Below are 24,808 nucleotides of genomic sequence, written 5' to 3'. Positions count from 1 at the left end.
AGGGGCGGGCGTATGGAGCGTCGTACGGGCGGGCAGGGAGACGGGCGCGTGGGCGGGCGTACGCCTGATCGGGCGGAGGCGCGTGACGGCGGACGTACGGGCGGCCACGCGCGGTCGGCACGGCCGGAGATCCAGGTGCGGGTCGACCTCGACGGCGATGTACGGCCGCACCGCAGCGCGAAGATCGAGGCGTCTGTGCGGGTCGACGTGACCGCCGGCGGCGCTCCCGCCGAGCTGCCCGCGATCGAGCTCGCCGTGGTCGTCGCGGTCGATGTCGCCGAGCCGCTCCGGGCGGTCGTCCGGCACGCCTTGCAGGCCGCCCTGCGAGGCCTGCCCGACGGCATCTCGTTCACCGTGCTCGGCGCCGGCCCCGAACCGGTCCCGTGCCATCCGCGCGGTGACACCGAGTGGGCCGTCGCCGACCAGCGCGAGAAGCGCCGGGCCGCCTTCGCGGCGGGCGCGATCCCGCTGCACCGGGACGGTCCGCGCCCCGCCGGGTACGCCGTCTGGGTGGCCAGGGCGCGCGCCCTGCTCGCGGCCCGCCCGCTGTCCGTACGCCATCTGCTGCTGATCACCGACGGCAGCAGCGGCCCGGGCGAGACCCGGCTGGAGGAGGAACTGGACGCCTGCGCCGGGCACTTCACCTGCGATGTGCTCGCCGTGGGCGCGGAGTGGGCGCCCGAGCCGTTGCTGACGCTCGCCGAACGGCTGCACGGCACCGCCGAGTTCGTGGACGACGGTCTTGGCCGGGCGATCAGCGCCGCCGTTCGGCGGTTGCGCCGGGTGCACGCCCCGCAGTTGCCGATCGAGGTGACCGTACGGCCCACGGTGCGGCAGGTCGCGCTGCACGAGAAGGCGCCCCGGCCGCACCGTCTCGGCGGGCTGCCGCAGCCCGGCCGGCCGCATCGCTGGAGCTTTCCGACGTACCAGTGGGAGCAGGGCGGGCGGGACTATCTGCTCACGCTCGTCGCCGACGCGGACGGTGATCCGCTGGAGACATGGTTACAGTTCGCGATGGTCTCCGTCGGGGACGTCCACGCGTCCGTCACCGCGCGCTGGCACCGGCCCGAGCAGCCGCCGCCCGAGGCCGCGGTCGGGGGCGGCAGCGTGCGCGACCAGAAGTCGACCACCGTGATGCGGGACGCGTTGCGCCGCGGGCTCGTCGCGCTCAAGGAACGCCGCCGGGAGGCCGCCGAGGGGCATCTGGGGCGGGCGGCGCGGCTGGCGGCGCGGTTCGGCACGGACTGGGTGCTGGACGAGATCGGCGCGGTCGCCGACATCGAGGACGCCTCGGCGGGGCGGGTCCGGCTGCGGCCGGCCGAGGCCGTCGACGACTCCACGCTCGGCCCGATGATCCTGCGCGCCGGATCCCGGCCCGTGCCCCTGCCCGTCCCGGCCGCCCCCCAGCCGGGCGCGCGCTGCGCCCGCTGCGCCGCCCCGGCCGCCAACGAGGCCCGCTACTGCATGAGCTGCGGGGAGAAACTGCTGTGAGGGCGGGATGGGCGGGAAGCGCGGGGGCCGGAGGGGCGGGGACTTCGGGGAGCGGGCGCTCGGAGTGGGCCGCTGGTGGTGGGCGCCCGAAGTGGGCCATGGATGGCGGGCGTTGGGCGTGGGCCGTGCGTGGCGCGCGTCCGGCGGCGGCTTCGCCGGAGGGGGCCGCAACTGCCGTACGTCCGGGCGTGAGCGTGTTCTTCGGTACGGCCGGGGCCGCGCGGCGGGGGCCGGTCGCGGTCTTCCGTTCCCGGCGGGCCTCCGCCCGGCGTGCCGCCGGACGGCCGGGGCGGGTGTCGTACTCCCTCGGTGGTTTCTGGCGGGGTCGGCTGGGGCGGTGGCGGACGCGGCGGTTGCTGGAGGCGCATCTGGTGGTGCTGGCGGTGTGCGCGCTCGTGGCGGCCGGGGCCCTGTTCGTGTCCTGCCGGCAGATCCAGAGCGGTGCCGGGGCCGTCGCCGGAGAAGAGGCACCGGCCGTGCAGGGGCTCGCCGCCACCCGGCTCGCGGTGCTGCGCGCCGACCGCGAGGCCCGCGCCCTGGGGGAGAGGAAGTTCGTCGAGGTGGCGGGCCGCGGCGAGACCTACCGGGCCCAGCTCGCCGCCGCCGACCAGGGGCTGTCCAGGATCGCGGACCGTACGGACCAGGACCTCGGCACCGTCAACGGGCTGCTCGCCACCTACAGCAACTCCCTCACCCTCGGCACGGTCATGTACCGGGACCAGCCGCTCATGCGGAACCAGAAGCTCACCGAGGCACGCTCGCTGCTCACCCGCCGGGGCGTGGGACTCGTACCCCGTCTGGACGACATGCAGCAGGTCCAGATGAAGCACGCCGAGGCCACCGTAGCCGAGGGGTGGCTACAGCGCGGCGGCTGGTGGATCGCCGAACTCGCCCTGGCGGCACTGGCGTTGACGCTCCTCTCCGCGCTGTTCGTGCTGCGCGACCGCTGCGGCCGGGACTGGAACCCGTATCTGCTGGCGGCCTTCGCCCTCACCGTGCTGCTCGCCGTCGTCCCGCTGCTCACGACGGAGTCCGCCCAGGACGACCTCGACAGTGTCATCGGGGATCTGGGGGTGATCACCCAGGAGTCCAGGGATGCCTGCTGCGGCAGCGACCTGGAGCGCGCGCAGCGGACCGTCACGGCGAAATCGGAGGAGGTGCGGAGCGTCCTGGCCGACGACACCTGGACCGTCCGGGTGTACCAGGGCACCCTGACCGGCGGTCTGCTGATCGTCGTGCTGCCCGTGCTGGGCCTCGGACTCAGGCTCGACAGCGACTACTGGAGGCGGCGGTGACCCGGCGTTTCAAGGTACTGGTGCTGCTCGCGGCGCTGCTGCTGGTCTGCGCCGGCGGCATGGTGGCGGTCTGGTCGGAGCGGGACGACGACCCGGTGACCATCCTCGGGCCGTGGACCGACAAGCAGGGCGAGCAGTTCGAGGACGTGCTGCGGAGCTTCGGCATCCCCTTCGAGTACCAGGGCACCGCCGCCCAGCGCGAGGTGCTGCTGTCGAAGGTGCAGTCGGGGGAACCCCCGGACATCGCGATCATGCCGGGCGTCGGTGAACTCGCCGAGTACGCCGACCAGGACCTCCTGAAGCCGCTGAACGACCTCTACGCCGTGGGGGAGTACGGCGCCCCCTGGAATCCGGTGAGCACACCCCGGGAGAAGGCGTACTGGGTGCCGGTCAAGGCCGACCTGAAGAGCATCGTCTGGTACCGCGAGGGCGAGCGCCCCGCGAACTCGCCCGCACCGTTGGGGCGTTGGTGCATCGGCATGGGCGACGACGGGGCGTCCGGCTGGCCCGGCAGCGACTGGATCGAGGACCTCGTGCTGCAACGGGAGGGCCCGGAGGTCTACGGCAGGTGGGCGCTGGGTGACGCCGCGGTGCCCTGGACCGGGAAACCGGTGCGCGGGGCGTGGGACGCGTGGGCCGGCCTGCTCCAGCAGGACGAGGCGGCCGCCGGGCGCGCCCTGCGCACCGATCATCGCGGTGATCCCGGCGCGTACGGGTTGCTGTTCGAGGGGGAGGAAGGGTGCGCCCTGGAGCACCAGGGCTCCTTCGCCCGCTCCTTCTACGGCGACAAGGGCCGGCGCGCGGGTCTGACGGACTCGGCTCCCCTGCTGCCCGGCGGCTACCAGGTCAGGGCCCACGAGGTGACCGGCGACTTCGCCGCGCTGTTCAGCGACCGCCCCCGGGCCGGTGACCTGATCGAGCGGCTGGCCTCGCGGGAGGGCCAGCGGAAGTGGGCCGAGGCCGCGAACGTCTTCTCGGCGAACCGGCGGGTACGGCTGGAGGGCGGCCCGGTCGAGGAGGAGATCGCCCGACGGCTCACCGGCTCCGCTCCACGCTGCCTCGACGCCTCCGACGTCATGCCGCCCGCCGTCCGCGACGCCTTCTACGAGGCCGTCCTCCTGACGATCGCCCGCGCCGCCGCCGGGGAGGACCTCGACGTGCCGGGGCTGCTGGCCGACGTACAGGACGTGGCGGATACCCAGCCCGACCGGCGGACGCCGTTGAAGACGGTGTGCAGTAAGTAGTGGGCGGCCCGCGCGGGGCACGGGTGCGGGGCGCGGGTGCGGGGCGCCGGGCGTGCGTACGGGAGTGTGCGTGCGGGAGGCGCCGTGCCGTGCGCCGTCAGCGGGTCTCCGGCTGGGAGGCGTGGAACGTGCGGCGGTAGGCGTCCGGGGGGACGCCGAGGGTGCGGTTGAAGTGGCGGCGCAGGGTGGCGGCGGTCCCCATGCCCGTGGTCGTCGCGATGGTGTCGACGCTGTCGGAGGTGGTCTCCAGCAGTTCCTGGGCGCGGCGGATGCGTTGGGTGAGGAGCCACTGGAGGGGGGTGGTGCCGGTGGCAGCGTGGAAGTGCCGGGTCAGGGTGCGGGAGCTCATGCTCGCGCGGCGGGCCAGGTCCTCGACGCTCAGGGGCTGGTCGAGGCGTGCCACGGCCCAGGGGAACAACTCGGTCAGCGGGTGGTCGCTCCGGGTGGGGACCGGCGCGGGGACGAACTGGGCCTGGCCGCCCGAACGGTGCGGGGGCACGACCAGCCGGCGGGCCACCGCGTTGGCGGCCGCCGAACCGTGGTCGAGGCGGACCAGGTGCAGACAGAGGTCCATCGCGGCGGCCTTGCCCGCGGAGGTGAGCACTTGGCCGTTGTCGACGTAGAGGACATCCGGGTCGACCTCCACCTCGGGGAAGCGGGCGGCCAGGATGTCCGTGTGCGCCCAGTGCGTGGTCGCCCGGCGCCCGTCCAGCAGGCCCGCGGCGGCCAGTACGAACGCGCCGGTGCACAGTGAGGCGATCCGCGCGCCGGCGTCGTGCGCCGCGCGGACCGCGTCGACCAGGGCGGCGGGCGGGGCCACGTCCACGTCGGCCCAGCCGGGGACGATCACCGTGTCGGCGTACGGCAGCCGGTCCAGGCCGTGGTCCGGCTCCAGGCGGAAGCGGCCCACGGAGACGGGGCCCGGGCCGCAGAGGGCGAACTCGTACCAGGGGGCCACCAGGTGCGAGAGGTCGGAGCCGAACACCTCGTGGGCCAGGGCCAGTTCGAAGTGCAGCATGCCGTCGGTGACGGCCAGCGCGATGGTGTTCCGATCCGGTGTGGGCATGTCGGAAATTGTACGGGGCTCGTCGTTCCGGACACTCGTGGTGGGCGGCCGCGCTCGGCAGGATGGTCACGAGACGGGGCGATCGAGACCCTGTCGACGGTGACAGCCGTGTCGAGTGACGGTCGCGTCGGGTGACGGTGGCGTCGGTGAGGATGGGGAGTGCTGATGGGGGCAGGGCGTACGGTCGCGGTGTTCGGGGCGTCCGGGCACACCGGGCGGTTCGTGGTGGCGGAGCTGCGGGCGCGGGGGTACGTGCCGCTGCTGGTCGGGCGGAACGAGGAGAAGCTGCGGGCGCTGGTGCCGGGGCAGCCGGAGGCAGGGCCGGGGCCCGGGGCACAGGGGTCGGTGCGGGTCGCCTCCGTCGGGGAACCGGCCTCGCTGGACCGCGCGTTCGCCGGGGCGGACGCCGTGGTGAACTGCGCCGGGCCCTTCGCGGAGACGGCCGGCCCGGTCATCGAGGCGGCGTTGCGCGCCGGGATCCCCTATGTGGACGTGGCGGCCGAGATCGAGGCCAACCTCGACACGTTCGCGGAGTTCGGGGAGAGGGCGCGGGCGGCGGGGGTCGTGGTGGTGCCCGCCATGGCCTTCTTCGGCGGACTCGGCGATCTGCTGGTCACCGCCGCGACCGAGTCGGCCGGCTGGACGGCGGCGGACGAGGCGCACATCGCGTACGGGCTGAGCGGCTGGCACCCCACAGCGGGGACCCGGGACGCGGGCGCGGTCTCGCGACGCCGCAGGGGCGGGCGCCGGGTCCGGTACGCCGGCGGACGGCTGGAGTACCGGGACGACACGGCGCCCGCCACGAAGTGGGACTTCCCCGAGCCGATGGGGACCCGGGCCGTGATCGGGGAGTTCAGCATGGCCGACATCGTCACCGTGCCCAGCCATCTGGCCGTCCCCGAGGTGCGGACCTATATGACGGCCGAGGCCGCGAGCGAACTGGCCGCTCCGGACACGCCCGCGCCGGCCGCCGTCGACGAGCAGGGGCGGTCCGCGCAGACCTTCGTCGTCGACGTCGTCGTCCGCTCCGGGGGCGTGGAACGGCGGGCCACGGCGCGCGGCCAGGACATCTACGCCGTCAGCGCGCCGCTCGCGGTGGAGGCGGTCCGGCGTGTGATCGAGGGGCGGGTGAAGGGGGCCGGGGTGCGCTCCGCCGGGGCGGCGTTCGACGCGGCCGACTTCCTCCGCGCGCTGTCGGGGCACGTCTCGGTGGAACTGGGACGGTAGGGCGGTAGGAGCTGCGGCGCCAGGAGAGGCGGCACCTGGACAGGAGCTGCGGTGCCGGGAGACGGGGCACAGGGGCACCGCGGCCGGGACTGCTCCTCGGGGCTACTCCTCGCCGGTCGGCGTCCCGGCTGCCGCGCCCGGCACGATCAGGCCCGTCTCGTACGCCACCACCACGGCCTGGGCGCGGTCGCGGAGGCGGAGTTTGGCGAGGATGCGGGCGACATGGGTCTTCACCGTGGCCTCGCTGAGGCGGAAGTGGGCGGCCAGTTCGGTGTTGCTGAGGCCGGTGGCGAGGGACCGGAGGACCTGTAGTTCGCGGGGGGTGAGGGGGGCGAGGTCGCGGTGGAGAGCGGGGGGCTCGGGGGTCGGGGAGACGAAGCGTTCGATCAGGCGGCGGGTGATGGCGGGGGAGAGGAGCGCGTCGCCGGTGCGGGCCAGGCGGACGGCGGCGACCAGGTGTTCGGGGGTGACGTCCTTGAGCAGGAAGCCGCTGGCGCCGGCGGTGAGGGCGGCGTAGACGTAACGGTCCAGGTCGAAGGTGGTCAGCATCAGGACGCGGGGCGGCTCGGGGAGTGCGCCGGAGAGGATGCGCCGGGTCGCCTCCAGGCCGTCCGTGCCGGGCATACGGATGTCCATCAGGACGAGATCGGGGCGGGTGCGGTGGACCGCCTCGACGGCCTGTTCCCCGTCGGCCGCCTCGGCCACCACGTCGATCCCGTCGGCGGAGAGGATCATGCCGAAGCCGGTGCGGACGAGGGCCTGGTCGTCGGCGATCACCACGCGGGGCCGGTCGGGCTCCGCCGGGGACATGGCAGGGGGGTGCCCGGCCGTCACGGGCGCTCCTCGGGGGGTCGGGTGACCGCGGCCGGGGTGACCGCGGGTGGGGTGACCGCGGGTGGGGTGCTCCGGGGTGCCTCTTCCCCTGGCCCGCCGGGCGGGGTGAGCGGGATGACCGCCTGGACGCGGTAACCGCCGGTCGGTCGGGGGCCGGTGTGGAGGGTGCCGCCGTGGACGGCGAGGCGTTCCCGCAGGCCCAGGTGGCCGCGTCCCGTGCCGGAGGCCGCCGCGGGGGTGGGGGTGCCGCCGGTGTCCGTGACCTCCAGGCGGAGGGCGGTGGGCGTGTGGTCGACCGTGATCCGCACCCGTGCGCCCGAGGCGTGCTTGACGGTGTTCGTCAGGGCCTCCTGGACGACGCGGTACGCGGCCAGGTCGGCGCCCGGCGCCAGCGGGGCCGGGGTGCCGGTGACGACCAACTCCACGGGGACCCCGGAGGCACGGACGCGCGAGGCGAGCGCCGGGAGCTGTTCGAGCCCCGGCTGCGGAGCCAACTCGGTGTCGACGGCGGGGCCTTTCCAGGACCCGGGCCCGGAGCCACCGGGACCCCGGGCGAAGCCGGTGCCTGATCCCGCCCCGGTGCCTGATCCCGACCCGGCTGCGGAGCTGTTTCCCGGCCCGGTGCTTGATCCCGACCCGGCTGCGGAGCTGTTTCCCGGCCCGGTGCCTGATCCCGACCCGGCCGCGGAGCTGTTTCCCGGCCCGGTGCCTGATCCCGACCCGGCTGCGGAGCCGTTTCCCGACCCGGAAGCGAAGCCGACGCCCGTGGCGGAAGCCGAGCCCGGGCCGAAGTCGGAAGCCGTGTCGGTCGGGATGCGCCACGCGTCGGTCCGGCCCGTGTCGGCGGTGGTCGGCGGCCGGTCCTCGTCGGACATCGTCAACAGCCCCATCACATGGCGCAGTTCGGTCATCGCCGTACGACCGCCCGACTCGACGGCGAGCAGGGCCTCACGGGCTCGGTCGGGGGCGACGTCCATCACCTTGCGGGCCGCCCCCGCCTGGATCACCATCACGCTCACATGATGGGTGACGACGTCGTGCAACTCCCCCGCGATACGGGCGCGTTCGCGCTCGACCGCCAGACGTGTGGCCGCCTCCTGCTGTTTCTGGAGAACGTGGACGCGCTGTTTCCAGGTGTGGATCGCGTTGGCGCCGAGCCCCACCCCGAGCAGGACGAGGAACGGGATCACGCCCGGCGTGACGTACGGGAAGTTCTCCTCGGCGAACGCCGCGACCAGGGCGGCGCCCGCCACCAGACTGCCGAGCGCGCGCAACCGGTACGGGCTGTGGACGGCCGCACTGTGCGCGGCGACCACACAGGTCAGGAACGTGTACGCGGTCGCCTCGGCCGCTCCCGACCGCTGGTTGAACACCGTCGTCGTGACGATCACCGCCCAGAACGCGGTCAGCGGGTAACGGCGCCGGACCAGCAGCGGCAGCGCGGTCAGGGCGGCGAGGAGCAACTGCCAGGTGTGGGGCGCGCCGAGGTCCTGCGTCAGGTACGGGGGCGTCGGCAGGGGCGGGACATCCGGCGGCACCGGCCCGGCCCCCGGCCCCGGCGTCAGCACCCTGGACGGCAGCCGAGCCGCGTGCCTGTCCTGTGCCGTCGTGGCCACCACCGTGCAGGCGGCGAGGAAGAGCGCGAGGCACGCGTCGGCGGTCCAGGCCCAGCGGGACGGTCGGGGCGGCGGGTCCGTGGCGCGCAGCAGGGAGGGCAGCCCGCCCCACCACCGTCGCGCTCGTGCCGCTCGCGCCCCCGGCCCGTCTCTCCGCGTCTCCCCGCCGCCCATGCGATCAGTGTGGCAAGCGGGCGCGGGCGTCACATCCGTCGTGGTGGGGACGGACGGTACATCGTCCGCGTACATCTCGGGGATGACGTGCGCGCGGTGTCCGTCCGGTACGGCAGAGGGGTTCGCCGTCGTGGGGGACGACCGGGCGCGGGGCCGTCCCTAGCGTCGGGGCCACACACCGACCACCCTCCAGAGGAGGCCCCATGACCGTGCCCCCGCCGCCCCCGCCATCGCCCCCGCCCACCGGCCACCACGGCACCCCCGTCATCGACATCCGTGACGTGCGCAGGGCGTACGGCGGTGAGGGGCCGCCCGCCCTCGACGGGGTCTCGCTGCGCGTGCGGGCCGGGGAGGCGGTGAGCGTCATCGGCCCGTCGGGGAGCGGCAAGTCGACGTTGCTCAACCTGATCGCGGGGCTCGACCGGCCGAGTTCGGGGAGTGTCACGGTCGACGGCGTACGGGTGGACCGGCTGGGCGAGGCCGGGTCGGCGCGGTACCGGAGGGCCAAGGTCGGCATGGTCTTCCAGTTCTTCAACCTGCTGGACGACCTGACCGTCGTCGACAACGTGCTGCTGCCCGCCCAACTGGCCGGCCAGGGCAGGGCCGAGGCGCGCCGACGGGCGGCGGGCCTGCTGGAGTACCTCCGTATCGACCGGCACACCCACGCGTACCCCGGCCGGTTGTCCGGGGGCGAACGGCAACGGGTCGCCGTGGCCCGCGCGTTGATGAACCGGCCCGCCCTCCTCCTCGCCGACGAACCCACCGGCGCGCTCGACTCCGCCTCCGGCGACGACGTCCGCGCGCTCCTCACCGACCTCAACGCGGACGGCCAGACGATCGTCCTCGTCACCCACGATCCACGCCTCGCCCAGGCCTGCGCGCACCGGACGGTCGAACTCGTCGACGGCCGGATCGTGCGCGACGCGCCGCACGACGGCCGACGGGAGAACGTCGGCGGTTCGGGCGTGGCGGCGGTGGATCGGTGAGCGCGCTCGGGCGGGTGGTGCGGGCCGGCGTCGGGCGTCGGCGGGTGCGGACCGTCGTGACGGTGCTGACGACGCTGATGGCCGTGACCGCGTCCGTGCTCGCGGTCGGGCTGCTCGTCGCCGCACGGGCCCCTTTCGAGCGGGCCTTCGCGGAGCAGCGCGGCGCGCATCTGACAGGGCAGTTCGACGGGACGAAGGTGACGGCGGCGCGGCTCGCGGCGACCGCCGACGCGCCCGGTGTGACCGCCGCGGCCGGTCCCTTCCCGATCGTCTCGGTACGCCCCCGTACCGTCACGGGGTCGGACTTCCTGCCGGCCGGGGTGGACCTGCCGCCGATGACCGTCGTCGGCCGGGCGGAATCCGGCGGACCCGTCGACGTGATCGACCTGGTCGAGGGCGAGTGGGCCACCCGGCCGGGCCAGATCGTCGTGGCCGCCGACGCCGGGCCCTTCCGGCCGGGCGACCGACTGGCCTTCCCCGGGACGCCGGGCGGCCCGAAGCTGACCGTGGTCGGCCTCGCCCGCTCGGTGACGGGCACGGGCGAGGCCTGGGTGACGCCCGCCCAGGCCGAGTCGCTGGCGGGGACGCCACACGACACGGGAGGCGCCGGAGCCGTCGGAGCCGTCGAAGGCGTCGGCGGCGCGGTCGAGAGCGGCAACCCGCCGCGTGTCGGGGGCGGGGCCGAGAGCGGGAACTCAACGGGCCCCGAGGGTGGTTCGGCCGCGTACGAGATGCTCTACCGGTTCCGACAGGCCGCGACCGAGGCCGACCTGGCCGCCGCGCGCGCCGCGATCGTCGCGGACGTACCGGAGGGGGCGATGAGCGGGGCGCGGTCGTATCTGACCGTGCGGCAGGACGAGACGGCGAACGCGATGGCGTTCGTGCCGTTCCTGGCGGCGTTCGGGGTGCTCGGGCTGTGTCTGTCGGTGCTGGTGATCGGGATCGTGGTCGGTGGGGCCGTGGGGGCGGCCACCCGGCGGATCGGTGTGCTCAAGGCGCTCGGGTTCACGCCCGCGCAGGTCGTACGGGCGTACGTGGCACAGGCCCTGGTCCCGGCGGCGCTCGGCTGTGTCCTCGGGGTGGTGCTCGGCAACGCGCTGGCCCTGCCGGTGCTGAACGAGGTGGGGGAGGCGTTCGGCGCACCGGCCGGCGGGCTCCCGGTCTGGGTGGACGTCGCGGTGCCCGGCGCCGCGCTCCTGCTGGTCGCGGTCGCCGCCGTGGTCCCCGCACTGCGCGCCGGACGCCTGCGGACGGTGGAGGCGATCGCGGTCGGGGGAGGGGCCGGAGGGGCCAGAGGGGCTGGACGCGCTGGGCCCGAGCGCAGGCGCGCGGCCCGCGCGGCCCGCGCCGGACGCGCTGGATCCGAGCGCAGACGGGTGCCACGGCTGTCCGGAGCCCGACCGCTGTCGCTGCTGCCGCCGGCGGTCCGGCTCGGCCTGGCGCAGCCCTTCGCCCGGCCGGCCCGGTCGGCGACGGTGGCCGCGGCGGTCGTCTTCGGCGCCCTGTCCGTCACCTTCGCGATCGGCCTCGCGCTGACGCTGGGCAAGGTCCAGGAGGGCCGCATGCTCGACTCGGCCGGCTCGGTCGTGGTGGAGGCGGGCGGCGGTCAGGGGCCGCCCGGCGCCCAGGTCGTGCCGGCGGAAGGCCCGGGCGGCCCGGGCGGCGAGCGGGAGAAAGCCGATCCGGCGGCGGTCGCCACCGTGCTCCGCGCCCAGGAGGGCACCCGGCGCTTCTACGGCACCGCCCAGGCCCAGGTGGCCGTCTCCGGGGTCACCGGGGCGACGACCGTGGTCGCCTACGAGGGCGACTCGGCGTGGGGCGCGCCCGACATGGTCTCGGGGCACTGGCTCGACGGGCCCGGCCAGGCAGTGGTGACCGGGCGCTTCCTGAGGGCCGCCGGGATCGGGGTCGGGGACACGGTGACGCTCGGCGAGAAGAGCCGACGGACCACCGTACGGATCGTCGGCGAGGCCTTCTTCACCCAGGACGGGGGCATGACCCTCCTCACCTCGACCGCCACCCTCGCCGAACTCGGGCTCGGGGAGGAGGCGTCGCCCGGCCGGTTCCATGTGCGGACCGCGTCGGGCACCGATCAGACGCAGTACCTGGACGCGCTCAACCGCGCGCTCGACGGCGCCGGTCTCGCCGCGTTCGCCCACGCCGACGGCGGCAACTCCTCCAGTGTGATCGTGGCCATGGACGCGCTGATCGGGACGCTCACGCTCATGCTCGTCGTGGTCGCCGGGCTCGGAGTCCTCCACACCGTCGTCCTCGACACCCGCGAACGGGTCCGCGACCTCGGAGTCCTGAAGGCGCTCGGGATGACACCCCGCCAGACCGTGGCCATGGTCGTCGTCTCCGTCGCCGGGGTCGGCCTGCTCGCGGGGCTGGTCGCGGTCCCCGCCGGGATCGTCCTGCACGGGTTCGTCACTCCGTTCATGGGCGACGCCGTCGGCATGACCCTGCCGGACACCGTCGTCGCCGTGTACGACGGACCCGTCCTCGCCTGCCTCGCGCTGGGCGGGCTGGTCATCGCGGTGGCGGGCGCGCTGCTGCCGGCGGGGTGGGCGGCGGGAACGGGGACGGCCAGGGCGCTCCGTACGGAGTAGGCGGCGACGGCGCGCGATTGCGGAAGGACGGACTTGTTCCAGGGCAGGGCGAGGGTGCGCACCCAATGTTGTACGCGCTCTTACCGTTTTTGAAGACTGAGCGGGAGTGAGTCCTGTTGCCAGGTCTCGCGCTCGGCCGAACGCCCCGGACGGTGTTGGGCGTTCTGGTTGCCCGCGTTCGCTCCGGGTCCGGGCGGCACGGATCGTGTCCGTGGTCCGGGAATGCGGGGGCGGGTTCCCTCACACCCAGGAACGCCTGGTCCGGCCTGAACGGTCCGATGCCCCACCGCATCACTCCGGTGCTGTGGGGGCGGTGCCGTCCGTCGCCGGACCGGGTGTCCCTGGGCGCGTCTTCCGATCGCCACGGCAGCAGCCTCGTGGCGAGTGGTCTTACAGGCGGTGCTAGTGAGGGGCTGCTGCCAGTGCTGAGCGCCCCATCGGCTGGTGTAGGCGGGGTCGACGGCGATGATGGTGATCCCCGTGGCGTCGGCCATCGAGGCCAGCCGGGCGCGGAGTCTGCTGGTGGGCATGCCGGAGATCAGCTGCCGGAAGCGTTTCCTGCCGCCGTGTTTCTCGCGGGACTTCTCGGTAGCGAAGTCCAGGTCTTCCACCGCGATCGCCTTCACACCGCAGGCGCGGGCCCAGTGCAGGAGGCGGGTGAGGGCGTGGCGGATCTGGGCGTCACGGTGTCCCGTGGGGCCGGTCAGGTCGTAGGAGAAGCGGCGCGGGCTGCCGGTCGGGTTGCCGTGAGCATCGAGGCGCCAGGCGGCCAGGTGATCGGCGTTGATGTCGACGCCGATCACGCCGTGGGCGAGCGCTGCCTCGATCGGGACGGCCGGGGTGGGCGGGATCTGCCAGGACGCGGTCAGATACCAGCGGCCCCGGCCCGTATCCAGGTGGATGCGGTAGGCGATCGCCCGGTTCGCCGCGACGCGGTCCGCCCAGTCACTGCCCCGGTGTGCGAAGGCGACCTGGCCGGTGAGGACGTACCGTCCGTGCGGGGCGTTCGCCAGATGTGCGAGCGGCGCGGGGAGCTTGATGCTGGCCTCGCCGTCGGGGCTGACGCGGATGGTCTCGTTGCCGTAGCGCTTGCCGGACTCACCGTCCGCCTGGCAGAACCAGCGCTCCGCCTCCCACCGCTCACGCCACGCGGACTCCGTCAGCCCGGCCGCCTCCAGGTGGTGGCGGGTGCGGGCCAGGCGTTTACCGCCTCGTACGACGTGTACGATCCCGGCCTCACGGTCGGCTCGCGCGGCGGCCAGCCGGTCCTGAAGCACCCGCAGCCGCCGCGCCTTCGCGTGCCACTCCCGCCGCGACCGGTAACCCCCGGGCGCCTTCTTCGTCCCCCTCTGCCCGACCGGCAGTGCCAGCCGAGCCTGGATGGTGCGGATCCCCGCTTCCAGGGTGTGGATGTGCGCCAGCTGGCAGCGGCGGGCCAGCGCCCCCTGGTCATGCGTGGCCTTGGTGATACTGCCCGCCCAGCGTGACGACGAGGCGGGTGTGAGCTCCAGCTTGCGGACCGTCCACGCCTTCCCGGAGTGCGCCAGGCCGTCCCGGCAGCGCGCCGTGAGGTCCCTCGAAGCCAGCGAGCCCAGATGCCCGCCCACCAGCCGCAGCACCTTCTCATCGCCCGGCGTCAGCTGCTTGAGGCGGGTCCGGACGGCCACACCGGACGGGCCGGACGCGACGAACGGCGCCGCGATGCTCCGCAGCTCACCCACCCCACCACCCCCGCCCGGCCCGACTCGAAGAACCCCCGTCGCCCTGAGAAACGAGCACCGCCCATGAAGGTCACGCATTCGATGAGGGAACATCAGTTCCCCACCGAAAACCGGCATCACAAGCCAGGAGCACGGCACGGCACAGGCCATCCACACTCACCCCCGCGCACCCGAACGCTCTTGAACGCACTCCAACGCCAGCACTTCCAAACCCTGCCCGGCTCTCCCCTGTCCCTCGCCTGCCCCCGCCCTGTTCGACCGGATCGAACAGTGGTGGATCGAAACAGTGGTGGATCGAAACAGTGGTGGATCGAAACAGTGGTGTCGGCGCCCGGAGCTGCCGTCCGTCCGGCGAAGCCGCTGAACGACCGTGAGGTCGGTGTCGTGGAGGACCGACCTCACGGTTCCCGGGATCCGGGGGTCGGGGTGCGCGTGGCGGAGTCCGCGTACCGGGCCCGGATCCCGCGGGACGCCGGTGCTTCCGCGGCCGGGCGGACGGGAAATCGCGTGCCCCGCACGGGCGTTGACCCTAGTCGCGCACACCAGCAGAATGAGCCCCCATCCGCTTGAGAGCGCTCTCGGAGCGCGGTACGCAGCCTGCCTCCCCCGCACCGCACCTCACCCCGCACCGAACCTCATACCTCCAAAGGAGACCCATGACCGGCAGCACCGGCATCGGCGAAGGCGGCCGAGCCCACCCGTTCAGCCGCCGCAGGCTCCTCGGCACCGGACTCGGCGCGGCGGCGGCCCTCACCGTCGTCGGCCCGGGCACGGGCACGGCCCACGCAGCACCCGCGGCGTCCGGCGCCTCCGCCGCGCGGCGCGGCCACGCCTTCCTCGCCGCCGCCATGGACGCCTACCCCGACCACGGCGACCTCCGGCTGACCCAGAGCTACACCGACCAGGCGGGCCTGTTCAGCACGGCGTTCACCTACGACAACGCCCTCGCGGTCCTCGCCCACCTCGCCGTGCGCACCGAGGACGGCCGGGCCAGAGCGGTGGCGCTCGGGGACGCGCTGATCTACGCCCAGGAGCACGACCCGGCGTACGACGACGGCCGACTGCGCCAGGCGTACAACGTCGGGCCGTACGTCTACTACGACGGCGTACCGCAGCCGGACGGGTTCGTCCGGGCGGACGGCACGGCCAACGTCGGTACCCAGTTCGGCTTCACGGGGACGGCCGTGGGGGACATGGCCTGGGCGGGGATCGCGCTGAGCGCGCTGGCCCGGCGGACCGGAGCCCGGCGGTTCCTGGCCGCCGCCGTGCGGATCGGGGAGTGGATCGAGCGGACGGGCCGTACCGACGAGCCCCTCGGCGGCTACAAGTTCGGCGTGAACGGGGCGAACGAGAAGCTGCCGTTCACCTCGACCGAGCACAACACCGACCTGGTCTGCCTGTTCGGACGGCTCGCCCGGCTCACCGGTGACCGGGTGTGGTGGCAGCGGAGGGCACGCGCCGAGGCCTTCGTGAAGGGCATGTGGCAGCCGGGCCGGGGCGCGCCCGGCGGCTTCTTCTACACCGGCACGAACGACGGCGTCACCGTCAACAGGTCCCCGATCCCCGAGGACACCCAGACCTGGACCCACCTCGCCCTCGACTCCGACCGGTACGCGCGCTCCCTCGACTGGGCGGCCCGGGAACTCGCCGTCCAGGACCACGCCGAGCGCCGCAACAGCACGGTCCCCGTCGGACAGTCGTACGAGGGCGTGACCTTCAGCTCGGCCAGTCTCCTCGCGAACGAGGACGCGCCCATCGCCGAGTTCCAGCCCAAGCCCAACCGCAACGGGGTCTGGTTCGAGGGCACCGCCCACCTCGCGCTCGCCCTGCGCGACCGGGGCGCGCGCGGCGACGAGAAGCGCGCCCGGCGCCTGCTCGCCTCCCTCGAACGCGCCCAGGACCTCCTCGGCACCGCCCAGACCGTCGGCGGCCGCGCCCTGCCCGACCGCTCCGGCGTCGTCTCGGCCAGCAGCCCCCTCGACACGGGCTTCGGCTTCGGCTACTACCCGTACCGGCACACGGGCGCCACGGCCTGGTACCTGATGGCCGCGGTCCGCTCGAACCCGCTGCGGGCCTGACACCTCCGACCGCACCGGGTCTGGAGCATCGACTCCCGCTCCAGGCCCGGGAGTCGCCGCTCCTCGTCACGACGGGAGCGCGCGCGGGACGCCGGCGGTCAGCCCTCTCCACGCCCCGCCGCGCGCCCCCGGCGCCCCGCCCGGCCGGGCCGCCCCGCGTACGCCGACGGCTGCGCCACCACGGCGAACCACAGCTCGGGCGCCCACCGGCGCAGGGCCTGCTCGTAGGGCTTGTAGGCATGGGGGAGGCGAATGCTGTAGCGCAGGCGGGGCAGTCCGGGCCGAAGCGGTTCCGTGTCCCGGACGAACTGCCCCAACAGCGGGTCGTCGCGGTCGATCGCGTCCCGGGGACACAGTTCGACGGTGAAGACCGGGTGCGCCCAGTGGATACCCACTCCGGCGAGCGAGTCCCAGCGGATCAACGCGATCTCCTTGCCCCGGAGCCACCAGAAACCCGTCGCGTCGAAGGCCATCACCCATCGGCGGGTCCGCCAGGCGGAGACGACCGGAACGGCGAACAGCAGCGCCATCACGATGAACAACACGGGACCCCACACGGCGAAGAGGCCGTCGCCGCGGCCGTACACCGCCTCGGCCACGCCGACCCCGCCGGCGACGAGGGTCACCGGAACGAACAACAGCCTCCAGAGGAAACGCCGCAGGCCGTACCGCACGATCGTCGCGTCGGCAGCCGGCGCTCCCCCAGGGATCATGGGGCGGACCCTAGCGGGTGGACAACGCCGCCACCAGAGCCGCGTCAGCCGGGCCTGGTCCAGCCGTCGGCGAAGTCGCAGACGCGGATCATGCCCGTGAGCTCCCGGTCGGGGGCGTACTCGGGGCGGTCCGACTCGTGGACGACGGCGTCCACCCAGCGCTGATAGAGGCCGCCGGGCGCGGTGTAGGGCGCCGCGTGGGCCGTGCCCAGACGGCTGTCGACGTACAGGAGCGCGCCCATGGCCACGGGCTGGTCGTAACGGAGGTCGGTGCGGGGCAGGTAGCGGTCCAGGTAGGCGGCGAGGATCTCCGCGTCCTCGGGGGTGGAGAAACGGGCCAGGGCGAAGCAGTAGCCCAGGCCCGCGTACACCGTCTCGCTGGCCAGCAGCAGTTCACCGAGGCGGGTCCGGTAGGAGGTCCGCCGGGCTATGCCGATCAGCCACGCCGCGGTGAGGCGGGGCCGCCAGCCCTCGAAGAGCAGGGCCTCCAGATCGGCGTCCGTGATCGACGAGGCGTCGGCGAGCAGAGGGTGCAGGAACCGCCTCCGGGTGGCCCCTTCGAACCGCAGGAACCGGCCGCTGAGCAGTTCCCCGTACCGGCCGATGCTCCGCCGGTCGGCGCGCGGCTGGACGTACCGCTTGACGGCGTTCCACCGGACCGCCTCCTCCGGCGTCATGACCGGCACGTGCCCCACCCGCGACCCGCGCAGCTCTCTCCGCCATCTCCGCTCCACCATGCCGGAAGCGTAGATCCAGGCGGTCCGCCCCGCAGGGCGGAAACGGCCGAAACCGACCGGAGCGGAAGTGTGGTCTGATCCGTAATCAAGTGTGCGGCGCGGTGCCCGAGTCGGTGTGGCGGCGGGGCCGACGCGCGGGGTCGGCGGAGGGCCTGAGCGGCGAAGCCGAGGAGTCGATGCGAAGTCTCCGTCGTGAACGACTAGCATCCCGGCCGTAAACAGTCGGTGGAGGCTGGGCAGCGGGTCGACGGTCGTCGTCGGGTCGCGCCGGGGCGGCCGTCGGCGGCCGGGCCGGTCGCGCCGGTCGTCGTCGCCCCGCCGGTCGTCGTCGGCGGTCCGTGGACGGAATGGGGTTGGTGTCGTGGTGGAGGCCGGGCCTCGGGTCGCTGTCGCCGTGGTGACGATGGGCAATCGGCCCGTGGAGGTGGACGCGCTGCTCGCCTCCGTGGCCAAGCAGGACGTCGCGCCCGAACGGATCGTGATCGTGGGGAACGGCTGCCCCCTCCCCGAGTTCGCCGAACGGCTGGGCCTGCCCGGCGAGGTCACCCTCATCGAGGTGGACGAGAACCTAGGCTGCCCCGGCGGCCGGAACGTCGCCCTGGAGCGGCTCCGCGCCTTCGGTGACGTCGACGTCGTCGTGGAACTGGACGACGACGGGCTGCTCGTCGACGCCGATGTGCTGCGCCGCGTACGGGACCTGTACGCCGCCGACCCGCGCCTCGGCATCGTCGGGTTCAGGATCGCCGACGAGCAGGGCGAGACCCAGCGGCGGCACGTGCCGAGGGTCGGCGCGAAGGACCCGATGCGGGGCGGCCCGGTCACCGGGTTCCTCGGCGGCGGGCACGCCCTCTCCATGGCCATGCTCGGCGAGACGGGCGACTGGGCCGCCGAGTTCTTCTTCGCGCACGAGGAGACGGACCTGGCGTGGCGGGCGCTCGACGCCGGCTGGACCGTGCTGTACGCCCCCGAGTTGCTCCTCCAGCACCCGAAGACCTCTCCGGCCCGGCACGCCATCTACTACCGCGTCAACGCCCGCAACCGCGTCTGGCTAGCCCGCCGCCGCCTCCCGCTGCCGCTCATCCCGGTCCACCTGGGGGTGTGGGTCCTCATCACCCTGCTGCGGATGCGCTCGGCGGCCGGGCTGAAGGCATGGTTCGGCGGCTTCGTGGAGGGCTGGCGCGAGTCGGGCGGCGCACGCCGGCCCATGCGCTGGCGAACGGTCTGGCACCTGACAAGGCTGGGCCGCCCGCCGATCCTGTAGAACCGGCCTGCCCACCGATCCTGCCGAACTGGCGCGCCCGCCAATCCTGTAGAACCGGCCCGTTCATTGATCCTGGGGAACCGGCCTGCCCACCGAACCTGCCGAACCGGCGTGCCCGCCGGTCTCGTTCCCGCTCCCGCGCACACGAGTGCCCCGGTCGTTCACCCCCGTCGACCGGGGCACAGCGCTTTGTGCGGTTCCCGGATCCGGCGGCGGCGGCGGCACTCCCCCGAGCTACGCGTCTCACGCGTGCGCCGTCGTCGCCGGATCCGATGAAGTGATCACATCAGGTCCCGCCAACGGATCGCTAACATGAGCCCAACGGTTCCACGGGGAGCCGTACGGGAGGCGGCGGCAGGTCGCCGCGGGGCGGGCCCGGAACGACGGTGCGGAAAGGCAACGGACGGGTTCTATGCCGGACGGGCTGCGGTTCGGACTGCTCGGTCCGCCGGTTCTGTACGGGACCGGGGACGCGGATGACACCGAAGCCAGCGGGAGCGCGGAGGGTTCCGGTGGCGGCGTACGGTCCGTCGGCAGCGGCAAGACGCGCGCCCTGTTCGTCGCGCTGCTGCTCGAACCCGGGCGGGTCGTCTCCGTCGACACCCTGAAGGACGTGCTGTGGGACGCGGCGCCACCGCCCTCCGCGCAGGCCTCCCTGCACAACCATGTGACCCGGCTGCGCAGGCTGTTGGACGACCCCGAGCGGCTGCGCGCGATCCCGCCCGGCTATCTGCTGCGGGTCGACGAGGGCGAGCTGGACGTCCGCGTCTTCGAGACCCACGCCCGCGCCGCCCGTACCGCCCACGCCGAGCGTGACTGGGCCCGGACCGTGCGCGAGGCCACCGCCGCGCTCGCCCTCTGGCGGGGGACACCGCTCGGCGGTCTGCCGGTCGAGGAGTTCCGCGCTCAGGCCTTCGTCCAACGCCTGGAGGAGGCACGGCTGTTGCTCCTGGAGCGACGGTACGACGCCGAACTCCACCTCCACCTCGGCCTCGCGGCCGGCAGGTCGGCGCCCGCCGGGTCGGCACTCGGCGGGACGGCACACGGCGGGTCGGAACTCGACGGGACGGCACACGATGGGTCGGAACACAGCGGGTTGGAGGCCGAACCCGCCGGGGCGCACGCGCTCGGCGCGCTCGCACCCGAACTCACCGCCCTCGTCGCCGAACACCCGTTGCGCGAGGCCTTCCACCGGCTCCTCATGCTCGTCCTGCACCGCACGGGCCGCCAGGCCGAGGCCCTCGCCGTCCACCGCGACCTCCGCGCCCGTCTCCTCGACGAACTCGGCGTGGAGCCGGGCCCTGCCGTACGCGAGGCCCACGTGGAGATCCTGCGGGAGCCCGCCGCACCCGCACAGGGACCCGCACCGGAGGCCACCTCCACCGACCCGCCACCCCGCCCGGCCCAACTCCCGCCGCCACCGGCGCATTTCACCGGCAGGCGGGAGGCGTTGGCGGAGCTGCGGAGGACTCTGGATACGGGTCCGTATGAAGCGACCCGCGCCCCTACCCCCCTGGGGGCGCGGGGAACTGCGCGACAGCCCACGACGAATCCGCACCCGCCGGCCCACGGTTCCCCCCGAGTCAGTAGGCGCCCCGCTTCGCCGACGGCAGTCATCAGCGGCATGGCCGGCGTGGGCAAGAGCGCCCTCGCCCTCCACCTCGCCCACGAACTCGCCGAACACTTCCCCGACGGCCAGCTGTACATCAACCTCCACGGCGCCACCCCGGGCATGACCCCCCTCACCCCCGCCCAGGCCCTCGCCGCGCTCCTGCGGGACCTCGGCACCGCGCCCCGCCGTATCCCCGAACACCCGGACGCGGCCGCCGCGTTGCTCCGCTCGACCCTCGCCCCCACCCGGACCCTGATCGTCCTGGACGACGCCGCGACCGCCGCCCAGGTGCGCCCCCTGCTCCCGGCGGGCCCCGGCTGCGCGGTCATCGTGACGAGCCGTTCACCGCTCACCGCGCTGGACGGCGCCCACCGCATCCCGCTCGCCCCGCTGTCGGACGACGAGAGCGCGGCCCTGCTGCGGGCCGCCTCGGGCCGCGCGGCGGGCCTGGACGCCGCGCACCCCCTCGTCGAACTCACCGGCCGCCTCCCGCTCGCCCTCCGCGTCGTCGCCGCCCGCCTCGCCGCCCGGCGCGCCCTCACCCCGGACGCGCTGGCCGGTCAACTGGCGGCCACGGAAGGCAGGTTGCGGCACCTCGAATACGACGACCTGAGCGTCCGCCGCTCCCTCGCCGTCGCCCACGAGGCCCTGCGCGCGTCCGACCGCGAGGCCGACCGCGACGCCGCCCACGCCCTCCGCCGCATCGGCGCCCTCGACCTGCCGGCCTACGGCGCACCGCTCCTCGCCCGCCTCACCGGCACCGACGAGTTCCGCGCCGAGGCCGCCCTCGACCGCCTCGTCGACGTGGCCCTCCTGGAGGAGAGGACGTACGGCCGGTACGTCCCGCACGACCTCGTACGCCACTTCGCCCGCGAACTCGCCGGCTCGACCACCGCCGCCGAGACCGCCGCCGCCGTGGACCAGGCCCTGCGCTGGTACACCGGACGCGCCCGGCAGAGCCTGCTGGTGATGCTCCCCCCGGGGTACGAGCGCGAAGAACGCCTCCGCACGGGGTCGGCGTCGTCCGGGGCGCCGAACACGGCCGGGACAGCGCGACCCCCGGAGGAACTCCCGGCCACGGAACGGCCGGGGGAACCCCCGCCCACGGAACCGCCCTTCGCCTCCGCCGAGGAGGCCTTCGCCTGGGGCGACCGCGAACTCCCCACCATCGTCGCCCTGGTGGAACGCTGCGCCCGCGACCACGGCGCGGTCGGTGGCACGACGGACACCGGCACGACGGGCACCGGCGCGGCGGCGGCACTCGTCCCCACCCTGGTCCGCCACCTCTTCCCCTATCTGCACCGAGGCGGCCGGCTCGCCGAGTTGGACGTCCTCGGACGGCACGCGCTGAACCTGGCGAGGTCCCTCGGGGACGACGAGGCCGAGGCGTTCGCCCTCACCGACCGCGCGGGGCTGCACTTCATGTCCGGCCGGGCCTCGGAGGCGCTCGCGCTCAACGACGAGGGCCTGAAGCTGTGGCGCCGCCTCGGCGTGGTCTCGTGCGTACGGCGCTGTCTGAACAACCGGGGGCTCGTCCTGGAGAGCCTCGGCCGGTACGAGGAGAGTGAGGAGACGCTCCGGCAGAGCCTGGAACTCTCCCGCAGGCTCGGCGACCCCTACGGCGAGGCGGTGACCTTCAGCCACCTCGGCAACCTCTACAAACACACCGACGCGCGCGCCGCCATCGCCCATCACGAGCGGAGCCTGGCGCTGGGCGAGATCGCCGACAGCCTCGTCGTACGGCACACCGCGCACTGCAACATCGGCTACGCCCACCTCCGCCTCGGCGAACCGGACGCCGCCGTACGCCACTTCGAGCAAAGCCTGCGCATCCTCGGCGACGACGAGGACTGGCAGGGCGAGTCCAAGTCCCGGCTCGGCCTGGTACGGGCCCTGCGTGAGCTGGGCCGCCCGGACCGCGCGGCCCAGGAGTGCGCTGTCCTCCTCGACCTCGCCGAACGCCGCGCCGATCAGTACGCAGTCGGTCTGGCCCGGCACCAGCGGGGGCTGCTGCTGCGGGCCGACGGCCACGAGGAGGAGGCCTACCACGAGTGGGAGCGGGCCCAGGAGATCCTGAACGACACGGACTCGACGGTGGCGACAGACCTGAGAGAACTACTGAAGAACCGCGCGCCGTCAGCTACGCGCCCCTAGGAGGCGGCGCTGCCGCCTCCTAGGGGCGCGGGGCGGCATGGAATCTGCGGCTACCGCCGCGTGGGCGCGACCAGCCACGACGATTTCGCAGCCGCAGGCCGACAGACCCCCCACCCCGGAAGGCGCCCCCTCCCACCCAGGAGGGCCCCGTTCCCCGGAAGGCGCCCCCTCACTTCGCGTCCGCATAACACTCGACCACCGCCGTCGTGAACGGGAACCGCACCGGCGTCTCCCCGAACGCCAGCCGCCCCGACAGCTCCGACGCCTCCCGGATCGCCGCCACCACGGCCTCCGCCTCCCGCTCCGGACAGTGCACTATCACCTCGTCGTGCTGGAAGAAGACCAGCTCGGCCGCCATCCCGTCGAGGGCGCGGCGGAGGGCCGCGAGGAGGAGCAGGGTCCAGTCGGCGGCGCTGCCCTGGACGACGAAGTTGCGCGCGAAGCGGCCCCGGGCGCGGGAGTTGGTGGAGGCGTACCCGGGGACCCACTCGTCGCCCTGGCCGCGCTCCCGGGTGTCCGGGTCGCCGTCGTCCTGGGGGAGGCCCGCCTCCTCACCGGCCGCGTCGGAGGCGCCGGCCGCCGGCGGGCACGTACGCCCGAGCCAGGTCCGTACGAGCCGGCCCTCCTCGCCCGCGCGGGCCGCGTCGTCGACGTAACTCACGGCGCGCGGGAACCGGCGGCGCAGCGCGGCGAGATTCTTGAGCCCGTCCCCGGAGGTCTGCCCGTACACCGCGCCGAGCACGGCGAGTTTGGCGTGGTCGCGGTTTCCGGAGAAGGCGCGGTCGGATACGGCCTGGTAGAGATCGGTGGGGCGGCCCGCGACCTCCATGAGCCCGGGGTCACGGGAGATGGCGGCGAGCACCCGGGGTTCCATCTGGTCGGCGTCGGCGACGACGAGCCGCCAGCCCGGGTCGGCGACGCAGGCGCGGCGGATCACCTTGGGGATCTGCAGGGCGCCCCCGCCGTTGGTGACCCACCGCCCGGTGACCGTGCCGTGGGCGAGGAACTCGGGCCGGAAGCGGCCGTCCCGGACCCAGTCCTGGAGCCAGGACCACCCGTGGGCGACCCAGATGCGGTACAGCCGTTTGTACTCCAGGAGGGGCTTCACGGCCGGATGGTCGAGGCTCTCGATCTCCCAGCGCCGGGTGGACCGGATCCGGACGCCGGCCTGGGCGAAGGCCTTGACGACGTCAGCCGGCAGATCGGGCCGCACCCGCCGCCCGAAGGCGTGCGACACCTCGTCGGCGAGTTCGGCGAGGCGCCGCGGCTCGCCGCCGCCCGCGTACCGCTCGCCGAGCATTTCGTGCAGTACGTCGCGATGGACGTCGGCCCGCCACGGCATGCCCGCCCGGTTCATCTCGGCGGCGACGAGCATCCCGGCCGATTCGGCGGCGGTCAGCAGCCGCATCCGGTCGGGGTGGGCGGTGGCGTCGTGCCGTCGCTGCTGGTCCGCGTACACCTCGACGAGGTCGGTGAGGGGGACGTGGACGGGGCGGGGCTCGAACAGGGACGGCTGGGCGCCGGGGTCCGCCGAGCGTGCGGGCGGGTCCGGCGGCACGGGTGCGTGGCGGAGCCGGGCGAGGGCGGCGGCAGCGGAACGGGGCTCACCGAGCCGGCCCTCGTGCCCGAGCAGCAGGGCCTCGGCGTCCTCGATGTCGTAGCACCGCTCCACTCGCACCCCCGTCGCGAGCAGCCGCGGATACACCTCCCCGGTGGCCCGCCACACCCACCGCCCGACCTGCGGCTCCCGCCGCCGCACCGCCTCCGCGAGATCGGGCTCCCGCGTCACCGGCCCCGCGAGCAGCCCGTCGCCCCCGAGCGGGGCGACCTCCACACCCCCGTCCTCGGCCGTCGCGAGCACCCACCGGTCGGTCATGGGTGCGAGTGTGACAGGGGGTCTGACATTGATGCTGATACTCAGGTTCCGGTGGTCGTGGCTCGGGGTCTGACTGACGCCCTGCTGGGCTGTCTTCCGGTTGTGCTGTCCGGC

16 protein-coding genes are annotated in these 24,808 nt (G+C 74.3%); 9 read left to right on the top strand and 7 right to left on the bottom strand.

Annotation, left to right across the window (positions count from 1 at the left end; all coding sequences use genetic code 11):
- Positions 1-135 precede the first annotated feature (135 nt).
- From HW837_RS46245 to HW837_RS46235, 3 genes are all read left to right on the top strand, one after another.
- Positions 136-1,491: a vWA domain-containing protein gene (locus tag HW837_RS46245; RefSeq protein WP_045563123.1), complete on the top strand. Its 1,356-nt coding sequence runs from the start codon at positions 136-138 to the stop codon at positions 1,489-1,491.
- 188 nt (positions 1,492-1,679) lie between these two features.
- On the top strand, positions 1,680-2,786 hold the full coding sequence (locus HW837_RS46240) for a hypothetical protein (RefSeq protein ID WP_313895536.1): 1,107 nt from the start codon (positions 1,680-1,682) through the stop codon (positions 2,784-2,786).
- Entirely contained in the window at positions 2,783-4,030 is a 1,248-nt protein-coding gene (locus tag HW837_RS46235) for an extracellular solute-binding protein (protein ID WP_045563124.1), read from the top strand. The genes HW837_RS46240 and HW837_RS46235 overlap by 4 nt, the downstream gene beginning before the upstream one ends.
- Before the next feature lie 97 nt (positions 4,031-4,127).
- On the opposite strand, the gene HW837_RS46230 is transcribed toward HW837_RS46235, so the two are convergent.
- Positions 4,128-5,096: a helix-turn-helix domain-containing protein gene (locus HW837_RS46230; protein ID WP_045563125.1), complete on the bottom strand. Its 969-nt coding sequence runs from the start codon at positions 5,094-5,096 to the stop codon at positions 4,128-4,130.
- A 165-nt stretch (positions 5,097-5,261) separates the two neighbouring features.
- Here HW837_RS46230 and HW837_RS46225 point away from each other — a divergent pair, with 165 nt between their 5' ends.
- Positions 5,262-6,323: a saccharopine dehydrogenase NADP-binding domain-containing protein gene (locus tag HW837_RS46225; protein ID WP_045563142.1), complete on the top strand. Its 1,062-nt coding sequence runs from the start codon at positions 5,262-5,264 to the stop codon at positions 6,321-6,323.
- A 102-nt stretch (positions 6,324-6,425) separates the two neighbouring features.
- On the opposite strand, the gene HW837_RS46220 is transcribed toward HW837_RS46225, so the two are convergent.
- Both HW837_RS46220 and HW837_RS49440 read right to left on the bottom strand, forming a co-directional pair.
- Positions 6,426-7,133: a response regulator gene (locus tag HW837_RS46220; RefSeq protein ID WP_193379576.1), complete on the bottom strand. Its 708-nt coding sequence runs from the start codon at positions 7,131-7,133 to the stop codon at positions 6,426-6,428.
- 20 nt (positions 7,134-7,153) lie between these two features.
- Positions 7,154-8,947: a sensor histidine kinase gene (locus HW837_RS49440; protein ID WP_237270703.1), complete on the bottom strand. Its 1,794-nt coding sequence runs from the start codon at positions 8,945-8,947 to the stop codon at positions 7,154-7,156.
- A 203-nt stretch (positions 8,948-9,150) separates the two neighbouring features.
- Here HW837_RS49440 and HW837_RS46205 point away from each other — a divergent pair, with 203 nt between their 5' ends.
- Both HW837_RS46205 and HW837_RS46200 read left to right on the top strand, forming a co-directional pair.
- Entirely contained in the window at positions 9,151-9,933 is a 783-nt protein-coding gene (locus HW837_RS46205) for an ABC transporter ATP-binding protein (RefSeq protein WP_093791094.1), read from the top strand.
- Positions 9,930-12,542: an ABC transporter permease gene (locus HW837_RS46200; RefSeq protein ID WP_193379540.1), complete on the top strand. Its 2,613-nt coding sequence runs from the start codon at positions 9,930-9,932 to the stop codon at positions 12,540-12,542. Before HW837_RS46205 ends, HW837_RS46200 begins: the two co-directional genes overlap by 4 nt.
- Positions 12,543-12,622: 80 nt before the next feature.
- On the opposite strand, the gene HW837_RS46195 is transcribed toward HW837_RS46200, so the two are convergent.
- Positions 12,623-14,263, bottom strand: coding sequence for a transposase (locus HW837_RS46195; protein ID WP_193379541.1), 1,641 nt, complete (start codon positions 14,261-14,263; stop codon positions 12,623-12,625).
- 656 nt (positions 14,264-14,919) lie between these two features.
- On the opposite strand from HW837_RS46195, the gene HW837_RS46190 reads away from it, so the two are divergent.
- Positions 14,920-16,341, top strand: a complete 1,422-nt coding sequence (locus HW837_RS46190; RefSeq protein ID WP_193379542.1) for a YyaL domain-containing protein — start codon at positions 14,920-14,922, stop codon at positions 16,339-16,341.
- A 98-nt stretch (positions 16,342-16,439) separates the two neighbouring features.
- Here the strand turns inward: HW837_RS46190 and HW837_RS46185 are convergent, their stop codons facing one another.
- A complete protein-coding gene (locus HW837_RS46185; RefSeq protein ID WP_143110759.1) occupies positions 16,440-17,054 on the bottom strand; it encodes a hypothetical protein in 615 nt (204 codons plus the stop codon).
- A 44-nt stretch (positions 17,055-17,098) separates the two neighbouring features.
- Positions 17,099-17,791, bottom strand: a complete 693-nt coding sequence (locus HW837_RS46180; RefSeq protein ID WP_234442845.1) for a DUF6000 family protein — start codon at positions 17,789-17,791, stop codon at positions 17,099-17,101.
- Positions 17,792-18,152: 361 nt separating this feature from the next.
- On the opposite strand from HW837_RS46180, the gene HW837_RS46175 reads away from it, so the two are divergent.
- Both HW837_RS46175 and HW837_RS46170 read left to right on the top strand, forming a co-directional pair.
- Positions 18,153-19,052, top strand: coding sequence for a glycosyltransferase family 2 protein (locus HW837_RS46175; RefSeq protein ID WP_093791092.1), 900 nt, complete (start codon positions 18,153-18,155; stop codon positions 19,050-19,052).
- A 412-nt stretch (positions 19,053-19,464) separates the two neighbouring features.
- Positions 19,465-22,818, top strand: a complete 3,354-nt coding sequence (locus tag HW837_RS46170) for an AfsR/SARP family transcriptional regulator (RefSeq protein ID WP_193379543.1) — start codon at positions 19,465-19,467, stop codon at positions 22,816-22,818.
- A 169-nt stretch (positions 22,819-22,987) separates the two neighbouring features.
- On the opposite strand, the gene HW837_RS46165 is transcribed toward HW837_RS46170, so the two are convergent.
- Positions 22,988-24,694, bottom strand: coding sequence for a bifunctional 3'-5' exonuclease/DNA polymerase (locus HW837_RS46165; RefSeq protein WP_045563131.1), 1,707 nt, complete (start codon positions 24,692-24,694; stop codon positions 22,988-22,990).
- Positions 24,695-24,808 lie beyond the last annotated feature (114 nt).

It is taken from the genome of Streptomyces caniscabiei (assembly GCF_014930365.1).
Lineage (GTDB): Bacteria > Actinomycetota > Actinomycetes > Streptomycetales > Streptomycetaceae > Streptomyces > Streptomyces caniscabiei.
Note: the sequence above shows the minus strand (reverse complement) of the source record. Positions and strands in the feature narration are given on the sequence as shown.